The organism is Halomonas sp. 7T, from assembly GCF_025643255.1.
GTDB lineage: Bacteria > Pseudomonadota > Gammaproteobacteria > Pseudomonadales > Halomonadaceae > Vreelandella.
This window is the reverse complement of the sequence record NZ_CP087112.1, coordinates 1,905,558-1,918,785: the sequence shown is the minus strand read 5'-3', so window position 1 is coordinate 1,918,785 and position 13,228 is coordinate 1,905,558. Positions and strand designations below refer to the sequence as shown.

General features: G+C 54.0%; 11 protein-coding genes. 7 read left to right on the top strand and 4 right to left on the bottom strand.

Going from position 1 to position 13,228, the window contains the following annotated elements:
• Positions 1-75 precede the first annotated feature (75 nt).
• Positions 76-1,353 (top strand): serine--tRNA ligase, encoded by a 1,278-nt coding sequence (serS, locus tag LOS15_RS08930; protein WP_263065352.1) that lies wholly within the window; start codon positions 76-78, stop codon positions 1,351-1,353.
• On the opposite strand, the gene LOS15_RS08925 is transcribed toward serS, so the two are convergent.
• On the bottom strand, positions 1,295-2,125 hold the full coding sequence (locus LOS15_RS08925; protein WP_263065350.1) for an SIMPL domain-containing protein: 831 nt from the start codon (positions 2,123-2,125) through the stop codon (positions 1,295-1,297). The two genes, serS and LOS15_RS08925, sit on opposite strands and share 59 nt — an antisense overlap.
• Before the next feature lie 207 nt (positions 2,126-2,332).
• Here LOS15_RS08925 and LOS15_RS08920 point away from each other — a divergent pair, with 207 nt between their 5' ends.
• A complete protein-coding gene (locus LOS15_RS08920) occupies positions 2,333-3,430 on the top strand; it encodes an AI-2E family transporter (RefSeq protein ID WP_263065349.1) in 1,098 nt (365 codons plus the stop codon).
• A gap of 72 nt (positions 3,431-3,502) precedes the next feature.
• Here the strand turns inward: LOS15_RS08920 and trxA are convergent, their stop codons facing one another.
• Complete coding sequence (trxA, locus tag LOS15_RS08915) at positions 3,503-3,826, bottom strand: thioredoxin (protein ID WP_009098657.1); 324 nt, start codon at positions 3,824-3,826, stop codon at positions 3,503-3,505.
• A 342-nt stretch (positions 3,827-4,168) separates the two neighbouring features.
• Here trxA and cysB point away from each other — a divergent pair, with 342 nt between their 5' ends.
• Positions 4,169-5,143, top strand: a complete 975-nt coding sequence (gene cysB / locus LOS15_RS08910; protein WP_263065347.1) for an HTH-type transcriptional regulator CysB — start codon at positions 4,169-4,171, stop codon at positions 5,141-5,143.
• A 102-nt stretch (positions 5,144-5,245) separates the two neighbouring features.
• On the opposite strand, the gene LOS15_RS08905 is transcribed toward cysB, so the two are convergent.
• Both LOS15_RS08905 and pabB read right to left on the bottom strand, forming a co-directional pair.
• Positions 5,246-5,866 (bottom strand): phosphoadenosine phosphosulfate reductase family protein, encoded by a 621-nt coding sequence (locus LOS15_RS08905; RefSeq protein ID WP_263065345.1) that lies wholly within the window; start codon positions 5,864-5,866, stop codon positions 5,246-5,248.
• A 141-nt stretch (positions 5,867-6,007) separates the two neighbouring features.
• A complete protein-coding gene (gene pabB, locus LOS15_RS08900) occupies positions 6,008-7,387 on the bottom strand; it encodes an aminodeoxychorismate synthase component I (protein WP_263065343.1) in 1,380 nt (459 codons plus the stop codon).
• 254 nt (positions 7,388-7,641) lie between these two features.
• Between pabB and LOS15_RS08895 the strand changes: the two genes are divergently transcribed.
• The 4 genes from LOS15_RS08895 to acnD are packed head-to-tail and all read left to right on the top strand — an operon-like array spanning position 7,642 to position 13,183.
• Entirely contained in the window at positions 7,642-8,385 is a 744-nt protein-coding gene (locus LOS15_RS08895; protein WP_263065341.1) for a GntR family transcriptional regulator, read from the top strand.
• 42 nt (positions 8,386-8,427) lie between these two features.
• Complete coding sequence (gene prpB, locus LOS15_RS08890) at positions 8,428-9,324, top strand: methylisocitrate lyase (RefSeq protein WP_263065340.1); 897 nt, start codon at positions 8,428-8,430, stop codon at positions 9,322-9,324.
• Positions 9,325-9,382: 58 nt separating this feature from the next.
• Positions 9,383-10,510: a 2-methylcitrate synthase gene (prpC, locus tag LOS15_RS08885; RefSeq protein ID WP_263065338.1), complete on the top strand. Its 1,128-nt coding sequence runs from the start codon at positions 9,383-9,385 to the stop codon at positions 10,508-10,510.
• 33 nt (positions 10,511-10,543) lie between these two features.
• The gene (acnD, locus tag LOS15_RS08880; RefSeq protein ID WP_263065336.1) at positions 10,544-13,183 is read left to right on the top strand and encodes a Fe/S-dependent 2-methylisocitrate dehydratase AcnD; all 2,640 of its coding nucleotides are present in this window, start codon (positions 10,544-10,546) and stop codon (positions 13,181-13,183) included.
• Positions 13,184-13,228: the final 45 nt, after the last annotated feature.

Genomic DNA, 13,228 nt, shown 5'->3' with positions numbered 1-13,228 from the left:
TTTTGCCTACAATAGGCCCCTTTGCCACGGCGTTTGAGTGCCGTGTTTCACAGAATTCTGGCCAAGGGATAACTCATGCTCGATCCGAAACTGCTGCGCGGTGATCTTGATGCGACTGCGCAACAACTGGCCCGGCGGGGCTTCGAACTCGATAAAGCAGCACTGCAGGCGCTGGAGTCGCGCCGCCGTGAGTTGCAAACCCAGACCGAGCAGCTGCAGAACGAGCGTAATATGCGCTCAAAAGCGATTGGTAAGGCCAAGGCCAGTGGCGAAGATATTCAGCCGCTGTTAGATGAAGTGAGTGATTTAGGCGAGCGCCTGGATAAAGCCAAGAAAGAACTGGCCGAGGTACAGGAGGAGTGGGACGACGCGATTAGCGGAATTCCGAACCTGCCCCATGAGAGCGTGCCGGAAGGTAAAAGCGAAGATGATAACGTCGAGCTGCACCGCTGGGGAACGCCGCGTGAGTTCGACTTCGAGGTGTTGGACCATGTGGACTTGGGCAAAAAGTCCGGTTATCTCGATTTCGAGCTGGCGGCTAAGCTGACCGGCGCACGTTTTGCGGTGATGCGCGGGCCTATTGCGCGTCTGCATCGTGCGCTGGCACAGTTTATGCTGGACACGCAAACCCAGCAGCACGGCTACGAAGAGTGCTATGTGCCTTACATGGTGAATCGCGATTCGCTGATGGGCACCGGCCAACTGCCAAAATTTGGCGAAGATCTGTTTAAGCTCAATGATGAGCGGGAATACCACTTGATTCCCACCTCTGAAGTGCCGCTAACGAACTTTGTGCGAGATGAAATTGTCGAGTTGACGGCGCTGCCGATGAAATTGACTGCACATACGCCGTGCTTCCGTTCGGAGGCGGGTGCTTACGGTCGTGATACCCGTGGCATGATCCGTCAGCACCAGTTCGACAAAGTCGAGATGGTGCAGATTGTCGAGCCGGAGAAGAGCTACGAAGCGCTGGAAGAGATGCGGGGTCATGCTGAAGCCATTCTGCAGGCGCTTGAGTTGCCTTACCGTGTAGTCACGCTGTGTACCGGCGATATGGGCTTTGGGGCCGCGAAAACCTACGATTTAGAAGTATGGTTACCCAGCCAGGAGACATATCGGGAGATTTCGTCGGTCTCTAACTGCGAAGATTTCCAAGCACGTCGCATGCAGGCGCGTTACCGCCATCCGGATTCTAAAAAGCCGCAACTGCTGCACACGTTGAACGGCTCAGGCTTAGCGGTAGGGCGCTGCCTGCTGGCGGTGCTTGAAAACCACCAGCAGGCGGATGGGACGGTTACTGTTCCGGTTCCCCTGCGACCCTACCTGGGCGGCCTCGAGCGTCTTGCCCTCTAAGCGTCCATTCAACATTCACCCCGGCATCGATACGAAGGGTGCCGGGGCGATAGTCATTGGCTGAGCCGCTGCCCATGGCGTCGCTTTCAGCGCGCATGGCCATCATGCGGGGCTGAAACGTCGGCGCCTGGGTCTCTTCGATGCGCTGTACTTGGCCCAGCCTTACGCCCAGCGTGCTGGCCATGAGATCGGCTTTATGGCGAGCTTTCTCCAATGCCTTGGTCAGTGCTTCATCGGTGGCGGCGTCGCGATCTTGCAGGTCGAACTGAACGCCGTCGAGGGTGTTGACGCCGGCACTGATCATGGCATCAAACACCTCGCCTAATTGGTCTATATTAGTTAGCTCAACACTGAAGGGGCGCTCCAAACGGGTGCGCATCAGAGTATCCTGCTCACCGTCATCGTTACGCGGGCCTGCGACATGTTGAGGGTAGACATTGAGTGACCCTGCCTGGATAGCGCGCTGTTCAATGCCGACCGCTTCCATCGCCTTAATCAGCTCGCTAGCACGATGTTCAAGCCGTTCTCGTGCCCCACTCAGCTCGGCACTGTCAGTCTCTTCCAGCGTAGAAACCGCTGGGGTATGTTCCCAAAGCCGCGCTGAGAGAGTCGCTTTATCGGGCTCTACTTCCACCCATGATTGGGCTTGGACATGCAAGCTGGGTGGGGTGGGAGATGCTGCGTGAGCCGTAGTTGCTGCTAGAAGAGCGAGAAGCGCGCTGCCAAGCACGCCATCGCGCAAACGTTTTAGTTGTGGCGTTGCTGAACTCATAGGTCACTTCCTTACTGAGAGAGCCAATAATTAGGTTTTATTAACGTAGAGTTTACTAACGTAGAGTGTGACGCTGCTTTGAAGGGCGAAACACCATAAAGTTCATCGGCTAAGAGTCGATGCCAAATAGTTGCTTAATAGCGTCATGGTTTGTGCAATATTGCACGAGCAGCCATGATGTATGGATAACATGCTAAGGAAAGGGCAATGTCGAAATTATCGGATGAGGACTATCGCAGTATCCCTTTGAATGCGACCTTGGCGCTTGCCGCGCTCGTAGTGATTGTTGCGGGTATGAAGGCGGGGGCAGATCTTCTAGTCCCTCTTTTATTAGCGGTATTTATTGCAGTTGTATGCACATCACCCGTTCAGTGGCTGCACCGTAGTGGCTTAAGTCGCGGTGTCTCGGCATTTTTGACATTGATGGTGATGCTGGGATTTATTTCTTTGATGGGGTTGCTGGTGGTGAACAGTTTTAGCACCTTCATTGAGGCCCTGCCCGATATTGAGTCGCGTTTGTACGAACACTACTGGGATTTGCTCAATGCACTCTCCAGTCGCGGGCTAGCGATTAATCCTGACCAACTTAGTAATATGCTTGCCATGGAAGACGATGGATCGTGGGTGGCAACGCTATTGGGGGAACTGGGTAACCTCTTTATGCAGGGCAGCATTATCGCGCTGCTGGTCATTTTTATGCTGTTCGAAACGCTTAACTTTCGAGATAAAGTGTCGCGTGCGCTTGAGAACCCAGCTCCAAGTTTAAAACGCTTTAGCGAGTTTAGTTTAACGCTGAAGCGCTACCTAGCGGTGAAGACCGTTATTAGCTTGGCTACCGGGGTGTTGGTCTGGCTTTCTTGCTTGTTAGTGGGGGTGGAGTTTCCGCTGTTATGGGGGGTGCTGGCGTTTGCGCTTAACTTCATCCCCAATATTGGGTCGGCTTTGGCGGCTATTCCTCCTGTGCTGCTACTGCTAGTTTCCCAGGATGGCGGGCTATTACAGGCATTTTTGCTCGCGTCAGCTTATTTAGCGATTAACTTTATTTTAGGAAATCTTGTTGAGCCTCGCGTGATGGGTCAAGCGCTGGGGCTTTCCACCTTTGTGGCTTTTCTCTCGTTAGTCGTGTGGGGGTGGATCTTTGGTGCTGCGGGAATGTTGTTATCGGTGGTTTTGACGATGACGCTAAAAATTGCCTTGGACAGCCATCCGCAGACGCGCTGGATTGCTCACTTGCTGGGGCCAGGAGGGCAGCGTCGCACGCGTCTTGGCGATGCCCGTCGTCCACCTTGGAAGCGTCGAGAATAAAAGAGTAAAGAGAGTGTGGTGGGAGCTATAGACAGTAACCGCTGGCGCAGCCAGCGGTTACTTTAGCGCGGATTAGGCGTTTTGATCGATAAATTGTGTCAGCTGGGATTTAGATTGAGCACCTACCAGTGAAGCTACTTTCGTACCTGACTTAAACAACATTACCGTTGGTACGCCGCGTACACCTTGCTCAGCGGCGATTTCGGGTGCGTCGTCTACGTTTACGCTTACGACTTTAATATTGTCGCCACGCTCAGCGGCCACTTCATCAACCACAGGCGCCATGACTTTACAGGGGCCGCACCATGGGGCCCAGAATTTCAGCAGGACAGGCTGTTCGGCGTTAAGGACTTCTTGCTCGAAATTGGCGTTGGTGACATCAATGTTAGTAGCCATTTGATTCTCCCGTTTGCGTTGCTCTTGCTGTTACGTTGCCTCAAGTGGAGCAACGGTCTTTACGCGGTTTATTAGCGCAATCACACCGCGCCAAGTGGGCAGATGTTAGCGGGCGCGGAGGGTGCTGGCAAATTTACTACGATGCTGCGCTATAGGATAGAGAAATTAAAAGATGCTCATAGACGCTATTTTTTATACTATAAGTGAATTATAGAGTTTTTTTTTATTCGTATTAGTGCTCTTGATGGGTGCAGATAAAAAGCATTTCGAGAAAAACATACACCCCTAGTAGCGTGAGGATGCGCTTTGGCGTGCTTCCTGCAAAGATAATCAGGTGAGGATATGAAGCTACAGCAACTTCGCTATATCTGGGAAGTCAACCGTCACAATTTGAACGTGTCGGCCACTGCTCAGAGTCTATTTACCTCTCAGCCAGGTATCTCCAAGCAAATACGTTTGTTAGAGGACGAGCTGGGCGTTGAGATTTTTGCTCGCAGCGGTAAACACTTAACCCGCGTAACGCCTGCAGGGCAATCGATCATTGAGCTTGCCGGGCAAGTGCTAAAGCTAAGCGAGAATATTAAGCAGGTAGCGCAAGAGCATAGTGACGAGCGCCGTGGAAGCTTAGCGATTGCCACCACCCATACCCAAGCCCGCTATGCACTGCCGCCGATCATTAGTGAGTTTACCCAAAAGTATCCGGAAGTAGCCCTTCATATGCAGCAGGGCACGCCTAAACAGATTGCCCAGATGGTAAGCGAAGGATTAGCGGATTTTGCGATAGCCACCGAGTCGCTGGAGCTTTTCACCGATTTAGTGCTGCTGCCTTGCTACCGTTGGAACCGCTGTGTATTGGTGCCGAAAGGGCATCCGCTTGCTTCGCTTAAAGGGCCGCTTACTCTGGAAGCGCTGGCGGAACATCCGCTGGTTACGTATGTGTTTGGCTTTACCGGCCGTTCGCAGTTGGATGATGCGTTCAAGGCCCAGGGGCTTACCCCCAATGTGGTGCTAACGGCCGCAGACGCCGATGTGATTAAAACTTATGTACGGTTAGGTATGGGCGTGGGTATCGTCGCCCATATGGCAGTAGACCCAACGTTGGATAGCGATCTAGTCGCTCTGGACGCTAGCCATCTATTCGCCAGTTCTACGACGAAAATCGGCATACGTCGCGGCACCTTTATGCGTGGCTATATGTATGATTTTCTAGCCCGGTTTGCACCGCATTTAACCCGCGAGCGAGTGGATGAGGCATTATTGGCAGGCCCTCGTTACGAGCATGCGCTGTTCGAAGGCGTTGAACTTCCAGAGTATTAGCCCTAACTAACCAAGTGCGCCCAGGCTAAAAGCCTGGGCGCACTTATTTCTTCACTACTCTCTTCACTACTCGCTACTCGCTATGCCCGATGTGCTTTAGCGCTAGTGCTGCAGATGTAGGCCGCACTCACGCTTCTCTTCTACTTTAGTAGGGTCGAAATAGTCGAAGTTATTAGGTAAATCATGGGCTTGTAAGTATTCATACATATCTTTCGCACTCCATTGGAGCAGCGGGGCGACTTTTAGCAGGCCATCGCTGTTGCGACTCGCTACCTGCATTTGGGCGCGCTCTGGGGTGTCTTCGGCGCGCAGCGCAGTAAACCATACGTCTGGCTGCATGTCTCGCAGGGCGCGCTCGAACGGTTCTATCTTCACTTCTTGGGTAAAGGCCGCATGGCGTGGGTCGTCAATGCCAGGGGCTGGCCCTTCCAATGCTTCACGGTGGGCGCGGGTACGTTTCGGTAAAAAACTCACCATGTTGAGGTTAAGGCGCTGAATTAGCGTATCGGCAAACTGGTAGGTGGCGTCGGTGTTATAGCCGCTGTCCATCCATACAATGGGGATATCGGGACGCACTTGGGTCACCATGTGAAGAATGACCGCTTCAAACGGGCGAAAATTGGTGGTGCAAATGGGTCGACTGCCTTGGCGAAACGCCCACTCAATTAGGCCCTGGGGGTTGTTAGCAAAGTCGCGGTTAATGTCGTCAAGTGCTGAGGACATGCAGCCTCCCTTTATCAATAAGCTGTAAAACGTGCCGTTAAACCTTGGATGTTAGCGCTAGACTAACAAAGGGTAGGCCTCTCTCCCCAATACCGTTTGGTTAGGCTTTTATATTTCTTTTTGATTTAAGCGGATGTCTTTTTATTCCAGGGCGCCTATTAGATGACGGATTTTGTCGAGCGTTTCTATGTACTCTTCTTCGGCTTTTGAGTCGGCCACTAAGCCGCCGCCGCCCCATACGTGCAGCGTGCCAGCGTCGGCTACCATCGTGCGTATCGCGATTGAGGTATCCATACTGCCACGGGTGTCTAAATAACCTAGGCTGCCGCAGTAGACGCTCCGTTGGCAGGGTTCCAGCTCGTCGATAATCTGCATGGCGCGTATCTTTGGGGCGCCGGTGATGGAGCCGCCCGGAGAGGCTGCCGTTAGCAGCGATAAGGGTGAATGGTTATCGGCCAACTGGCCCTGCACCACGCTAACAAGATGGTGGACATTAGGATAACTCTCTAACTGGCAAAGTTGAGGCACCCGAATCGTGCCAGGGGTGCACACGCGCCCCAGGTCGTTGCGCAACAAATCCACAATCATGACATTTTCAGCGCGGTCTTTGGTGCTGCTGAGTAGCTCCTCCGCCAGCGTGCGATCCTCCTCTTGCGAACTGCCCCGGGGACGCGTGCCTTTAATAGGGCGCGTTTCGACTAACCCGTCTCGACAGCGGATAAAGCGTTCTGGCGAAAGTGACAGCACTGCTTGGTTTTTCCACGCCATAAATCCTGAGAAGGGCGTTGGCGTGGCGTTTCTCAGCCGCAGATACGCCTGCCACTCATCTCCTTGGTAGCGGGCTGAAAAGCGCTGGGCCAAGTTGATTTGATAACAATCTCCCGCGCGTATATAGCGCTGAACAGCATCAAAGCGTTCGGTGTAGTGCGCTTGGCTGAGCTCGGCTTGAAAGGCGCTGGTTAAAGAGAAGGGGGCATTGCCCTCGTCGAGGGGTTGCGCGAGCCACTCGGTGACCTGCTGTTGCCGCAAAGGGGAGGCGACTAGCCACGCTTGGCGCTGCTCATGGTCAATAGTAATACACCAGTCGTATAGCCCAAGCCGCGCCAAAGGTAGCGCTGTGGCGCTGGGGTGCTGGCTAGAAACCGCTAAGTTATTGCGGCCTAAATCGTAGCTCCAGTAGCCAATAAGCCCGCCTAAAAAAGGCAGCTCGCTGTCTACTTGGGTGCTGGGTAGTTGCGCTAACAGCCACTCTTGTAGGGCGAAACTGTTGGCTGCCGTATTGCCATCTATGTCACTAAATTTGGCAGGCAGCTGGAGCTGAGCGGAGCTAAACACCGGGTGCCCGGTTGGTGTGATTTCAAGCGTTGCCAGCGGGTCACTGCTCAGTATGTCATAGCGTCCGGAGGCTACCGGGCGCCCGCTATCGAGCAGCACTGCGCCGGGGCGCTTTCGCAGACGCGCAAATAGCGCGAGTGGGTCAGAGGAATAAGGCAGGGCTGTAATGGTTAACGCCGTTGTCATGGTGCAAACGCCAGGCCGGTACAAGGGCGACATATCTTAGAGGTCGTTACCCATACACACCAGTGAAATGCTTTGACGCCTTACACACGCTGTTATTTCAAGGTGCCGGGTTTGCTGTATGATTGTTGACAGCTTGAGTGTGTTTTGCTCGTCGTTTACAACGAAAGACGAATAACGTCGGGCATTTTGCCTAGTTGACGGCACAAAAATGACAAGCTAAAGTTCTTTCATCCATCGATTGTCGACAATTAAACATGACCCTATTCGTTTCTCCTTCACATCAGCGTGCTGATAAACCCTCTGAACACATGTCGCCTGAAGTGCGCACATTGGCTGAGCGGGTTTTCCATCAGTTACAAGACGCTATTGTGCGTGGCGAGCTGGCGCCGGGTAGTAAAATCACCGAGCCGGGATTGTCTAAAACCTACGGTATTTCACGCGGGCCGCTACGTGAAGCCATGCGTCGTTTAGAAGCGCACCGGTTGATTGAGCGTGTGCCCCATGTAGGTGCGCGGGTGGTTAAGCTTTCTATGAAAGAGCTTCTAGAGCTGTTTGATGTGCGGGAAGCCTTAGAAAGCATGGCGGCACGCTTGGCCGCTGAGCATATGTCTGCTGAGGAAATTAAGGGTCTACGCGAAGTGCTGGCCCTGCATGAAGGCCAGGCAGACCTAAAGCGAGGCGAAGCTTACTACCAGCGCGAAGGTGACCTTGATTTTCATTACTGCATCGTTCAAGGCAGCCACAATAAAATGTTGATGAACCTGCTTTGCGATGACCTGTATTACTTAGTGCGTCTGTATCGCACCCAGTTCAGCGCCAGCGGTAAGCGGCCCCAGCTCGCCTTTGTGGAGCATCACCGCATTGTAGATGCCATTGAAGCCGGAGATGCTGAGCTGGCTGAGCTGCTGATGCGGCGCCATGTCAGTGCTTCTAGGGCAAACGTCGCCGACCGTTACGCCGCGATTCTTGAACAACAATCAACCTCATCAGCGGATTAGTCGATACGCCTATCCGTCAAGCCTTTTAAAGGAGCAACGCCCATGACTACTTCATCTACTCTTACGCCAGGTGCTCGCTTTCGGGCCGCGCTAGAAGCGAACCGTCCACTGCCCATCCTCGGCACGATTAACGCGTATACCGCGATGATGGCTGAACGAGTGGGGCACCAAGCGATTTATCTGTCGGGTGGTGGTGTGGCGAATGCGTCTTTTGGCTTGCCGGATTTGGGTATGACCAGCATGAACGACGTAGTGGAAGATGCGCATCGTATTTGTGGCGCGACTGACCTGCCGCTGTTGGTGGATATTGATACGGGTTGGGGCGGTGCTTTTAATATTTCGCGCACGGTTAAAGAGATGCAGCGTGCAGGCGTTGCCGCCGTTCACCTGGAAGACCAAGTAGCCCAAAAGCGCTGCGGCCATCGCCCCAATAAGGCCATCGTGTCTCAGCAGGAAATGGTCGACCGTATTAAAGCCGCGGCGGATGCCAAGTTAGACCCCGATTTTTACCTCATTGCGCGTACTGATGCCTTCCAGAAAGAGGGCCTAGACGCCGCCATCGAGCGTGCTAACGCCTGCGTGGAAGCGGGAGCCGACGCGATCTTTGCCGAAGCGGTGCACACGCTGGATGACTACCGTGCATTCTGTTCGCGCGTGAACGCTCCGATTCTGGCCAACATCACCGAATTTGGCGCAACACCGCTGTTCTCTCAGCAGGAGCTGGGGGAAGTGGGCTGTCGTATGGTGCTCTATCCGCTTTCCGCTTTCCGCGCTATGAACGCCGCCGCTCTGCAGGTTTACCAGAGCATCCTGGATAACGGCCATCAAAAAGAGGTGGTCGATATTATGCAGACCCGCGATGAGCTGTATGACTTTTTGAACTATCACGATTTCGAGCAAAAGCTCGACGCGCTGTTCGCTGAGCAGAAAGACGCGTAATAGCCGTTAAAAGAACGATTTAAAATTAAAATATAAAAGTACGAACAGGAGACACGACATGGCTGATAAACCGCAAAACAGTGCAGGACTCCGTGGTCAAAGTGCCGGTAGTACCGCGCTGTGTACGGTGGGTAAGACAGGCTCCGGGTTAACTTACCGTGGTTTTGATATTAAAGAGTTAGCTGAGAAAGCTAAATTTGAAGAAGTCGCTTATTTACTGTTGAAAGGCAAGTTGCCTAATCAAGCCGAACTCGATAGCTATATTACCAAGCTGAAAGGGCTACGCGGTCTACCCGATGCTTTGAAGACCGTGCTGGAGCAAATTCCTAAAGATGCGCATCCGATGGATGTGATGCGCACCGGTACCTCTATGTTGGGTAACCTGGAAATGGAAGAGAGCTTTGACCAGCAGCAAGATGTTTCCGATCGTCTGCTAGCAGTGCTGCCCTCGATTATCTGCTACTGGTACCGTTTCAGCCACGACGGCGTTCGTATTGATACTGAAACCGACGATGCCTCGGTAGGCGGCCACTTCCTGCATATGCTGCGTGGCGAGCCTGCTTCTGAGCTACACGCTCGCGTTATGAATGTTTCGCTGATCCTTTACGCTGAGCATGAGTTCAATGCGTCTACCTTCACCGCACGCGTGTGTGCCTCGACGCTTTCCGATATGCACTCCTGCGTTACCGGCGCGATTGGTTCGCTGCGTGGCCCGCTGCACGGCGGCGCTAACGAAGCGGCCATGGCGATGATTGAGAACTGGGCATCGCCGGAAGAAGCCGAGCGTGAAATGCTGGGTATGTTGGAGCGTAAAGAGAAGATCATGGGCTTTGGCCATGCGATTTATCGCGAGTCTGACCCGCGTAATGAAATCATCAAAGAGTGGTCGAAGAAGCTGTCTGAAGACGTCGGTGACAGCGTGCTTTACCCTGTGTCGGTACGTTGCGAAGAAGTCATGTGGCGCGAGAAGAAGCTTTTCTGTAACGCCGATTTCTTCCACGCGAGCGCCTATCACTTCATGGATATTCCGACCAAACTGTTCACGCCGATCTTCGTCATGTCCCGCTTAACGGGATGGGCAGCCCACGTGTTTGAGCAGCGTGCCAATAACCGCATTATTCGCCCCAGCGCCGACTACACTGGCCCTGAGAAGAGCGAATGGGTGCCCATCGAAGCGCGTGACTAACCCATTACGGGCCGTGATTAAGTGAGAGGCATTATGAACACGAATTATCGCAAGCCGCTGCCAGGCGTAACGGCAGACGGTGCCCCGGTCGATTTCTTCGATGCGCACCAAGCCGTTGAAGATATCCAGCCCGGCGCCTACGCGACGCTGCCCTACACCTCTCGGGTGTTGGCCGAGCAGCTGGTGCGGCGCTGTGATCCAGCGCTGTTAACCGATGCGCTGAAGCAGCTTATCGAACGCAAGCAAGATTTGGATTTTCCTTGGTATCCAGCGCGCGTTGTGTGTCATGACATTCTGGGGCAAACCGCTTTAGTCGACCTAGCTGGCCTTCGTGATGCCATTGCTGAGAAGGGTGGCGACCCGGCGAAAGTAAACCCTGTGGTACCCACGCAGCTGATTGTCGATCACTCATTGGCCGTTGAGCACGCAGGGTTCGAGAAAGACGCGTTTGAGAAAAACCGGCAGGTGGAAGATCGCCGCAACGATGACCGCTTCCATTTTATCAACTGGACCAAAGTGGCCTTCGAGAACGTTGATGTAATCCCTCCTGGCAACGGCATTATGCACCAGATCAATCTGGAGAAAATGTCGCCAGTAGTGCAGTGTCGCGCTGATGAAAATGGACAGAAAGTTGCTTATCCAGATACCTGCGTAGGCACCGATAGCCATACACCCATGGTGGATGCGTTGGGCGTTATTTCGGTGGGTGTGGGTGGCCTTGAAGCCGAAAGTGTCATGCTGGGCCGTGCCTCGATGATGCGCCTGCCGGACATCGTCGGTGTCGAACTGGCCGGCAAGCTGCAGCCAGGTATCACCGGTACCGATATGGTGCTGGCGATTACTGAATTCCTGCGAAAAGAGCGCGTCGTGGGTGCGTACCTGGAGTTTTACGGTGAGGGCGCCGATGCGCTAACCGTAGGCGATCGCGCGACCATTTCCAACATGACGCCAGAGTATGGCGCCACGGCGGCGATGTTCTACATCGACAATCAAACCATTGATTACCTCAAGCTTACGGGGCGTGAGGATGAGCAGGTAGCGCTTGTTGAAGCCTATGCCAAGCACACCGGGCTGTGGGCAGATAGCCTCAAAACGGCGGAGTACGGGCGGATACTGCGCTTTGATCTTTCAAGCGTTACCCGTACCTTGGCTGGGCCTTCAAACCCTCACGCGCACTTGCCCACCTCAGAACTTGCTCAGCGCGGTATTGCCGTTGATCTGGACAAAGCACGGGCCGATGAGCAAGCAGGCAAAATGCCGGACGGCGCGGTCATCATTGCGGCGATTACCAGCTGTACGAATACCTCTAACCCTCGCAACATGGTGGCGGCAGGCCTAATTGCTCGCAACGCCAACCGCTTAGGTTTAACGCGTAAACCGTGGGTAAAGTCGTCGCTGGCGCCGGGTTCGAAAACCGTCAAGATGTATCTGGAAGAAGCCAAGCTAATGGATGAGTTGGAAAACCTTGGCTTTGGCGTTGTGGCTTACGCCTGCACGACGTGTAACGGCATGTCGGGCGCTTTAGACCCGACGATTCAGGAAGAGATCATCGACCGGGATCTTTACGCCACGGCGGTGCTTTCGGGTAACCGGAACTTTGACGGGCGCATTCACCCCTACGCCAAGCAGGCGTTTTTGGCTTCACCGCCCTTAGTGGTGGCCTACGCGATTGCGGGCACGATTCGTTTTGATATCGAAAAAGACGTGCTGGGTACCGACCAAAACGGCAACCCCGTTACGCTGAAAGATATCTGGCCTGACGATAGCGAAATCGATGCCATTGTGAAGGCCTCGGTGAAGCCGGAGCAGTTCCGTCAAACCTATATCCCCATGTTTGACCTCGATAAGAGCGCGCGCACCCAGGTAAGCCCCCTCTACGAATGGCGCCCCCAGAGCACGTATATTCGCCGCCCGCCGTACTGGGAAGGCAATATGGCTGCCGAGCGTGGTTTGAAAGGCATGCGCCCCTTGGCGATTTTGCCGGACAACATCACCACGGATCACTTGTCGCCTTCTAACGCGATTATGATGGACAGTGCGGCAGGTGAGTACTTGCACAAAATGGGCCTGCCTGAGGAGGACTTTAACTCCTACGCGACCCACCGTGGTGACCACTTAACCGCTCAGCGCGCGACACTTGCCAATCCCAAACTGTTTAATGAAATGGTGCATGACGAGCAGGGCAACGTTCTGCAGGGGTCGTTGGCGCGTGTTGAGCCGGAAGGCACGGTAACGCGGATGTGGGAAGCCATTGAAACCTACATGGCGCGCAAGCAGCCGCTGATTATTATCGCCGGTGCGGACTACGGTCAGGGCTCTTCCCGTGACTGGGCGGCGAAAGGCGTTGCACTAGCCGGTGTTGAAGCCATTGTGGCCGAGGGGTTTGAGCGTATTCACCGTACCAATCTAATTGGGATGGGGGTGATGCCGCTGCAGTTTGAAGAAGGCACTACACGCAAAACGCTAGCCTTGGACGGTACGGAAATCTTCGATGTAGAAGGTTCTCCTCAGCCTCGCGCCAAGCTGACGTTAGTGATTCATCGTCAGAGTGGTACTACTGAACGTGTGCCGGTGATCTGCCGGATTGACACCGCTGAAGAGGTCACCATTTACTCAGCCGGTGGGGTGTTGCAGCGTTTCGCCCAGGATTTTCTTGAATCCACCACGGCATAGTTAGGCAGGCGTTGAACGTATAGCGTTCAGGCGATAACTGAAAGA

Excerpts from the sequence above, each read along its gene's own strand:
- LOS15_RS08895 (WP_263065341.1), top strand. The coding sequence starts at position 7,642 with ATGACCCTATTCGTTTCTCCTTCACATCAGCGTGCTGATAAACCCTCT.
- pabB (WP_263065343.1), bottom strand. The coding sequence starts at position 7,387 with ATGACAACGGCGTTAACCATTACAGCCCTGCCTTATTCCTCTGACCCA.
- LOS15_RS08920 (WP_263065349.1), top strand. The coding sequence starts at position 2,333 with ATGTCGAAATTATCGGATGAGGACTATCGCAGTATCCCTTTGAATGCG.
- trxA (WP_009098657.1), bottom strand. The coding sequence starts at position 3,826 with ATGGCTACTAACATTGATGTCACCAACGCCAATTTCGAGCAAGAAGTC.
- LOS15_RS08925 (WP_263065350.1), bottom strand. The coding sequence starts at position 2,125 with ATGAGTTCAGCAACGCCACAACTAAAACGTTTGCGCGATGGCGTGCTT.
- prpB (WP_263065340.1), top strand. The coding sequence starts at position 8,428 with ATGACTACTTCATCTACTCTTACGCCAGGTGCTCGCTTTCGGGCCGCG.
- acnD (WP_263065336.1), top strand. The coding sequence starts at position 10,544 with ATGAACACGAATTATCGCAAGCCGCTGCCAGGCGTAACGGCAGACGGT.
- LOS15_RS08905 (WP_263065345.1), bottom strand. The coding sequence starts at position 5,866 with ATGTCCTCAGCACTTGACGACATTAACCGCGACTTTGCTAACAACCCC.
- serS (WP_263065352.1), top strand. The coding sequence starts at position 76 with ATGCTCGATCCGAAACTGCTGCGCGGTGATCTTGATGCGACTGCGCAA.
- prpC (WP_263065338.1), top strand. The coding sequence starts at position 9,383 with ATGGCTGATAAACCGCAAAACAGTGCAGGACTCCGTGGTCAAAGTGCC.
- cysB (WP_263065347.1), top strand. The coding sequence starts at position 4,169 with ATGAAGCTACAGCAACTTCGCTATATCTGGGAAGTCAACCGTCACAAT.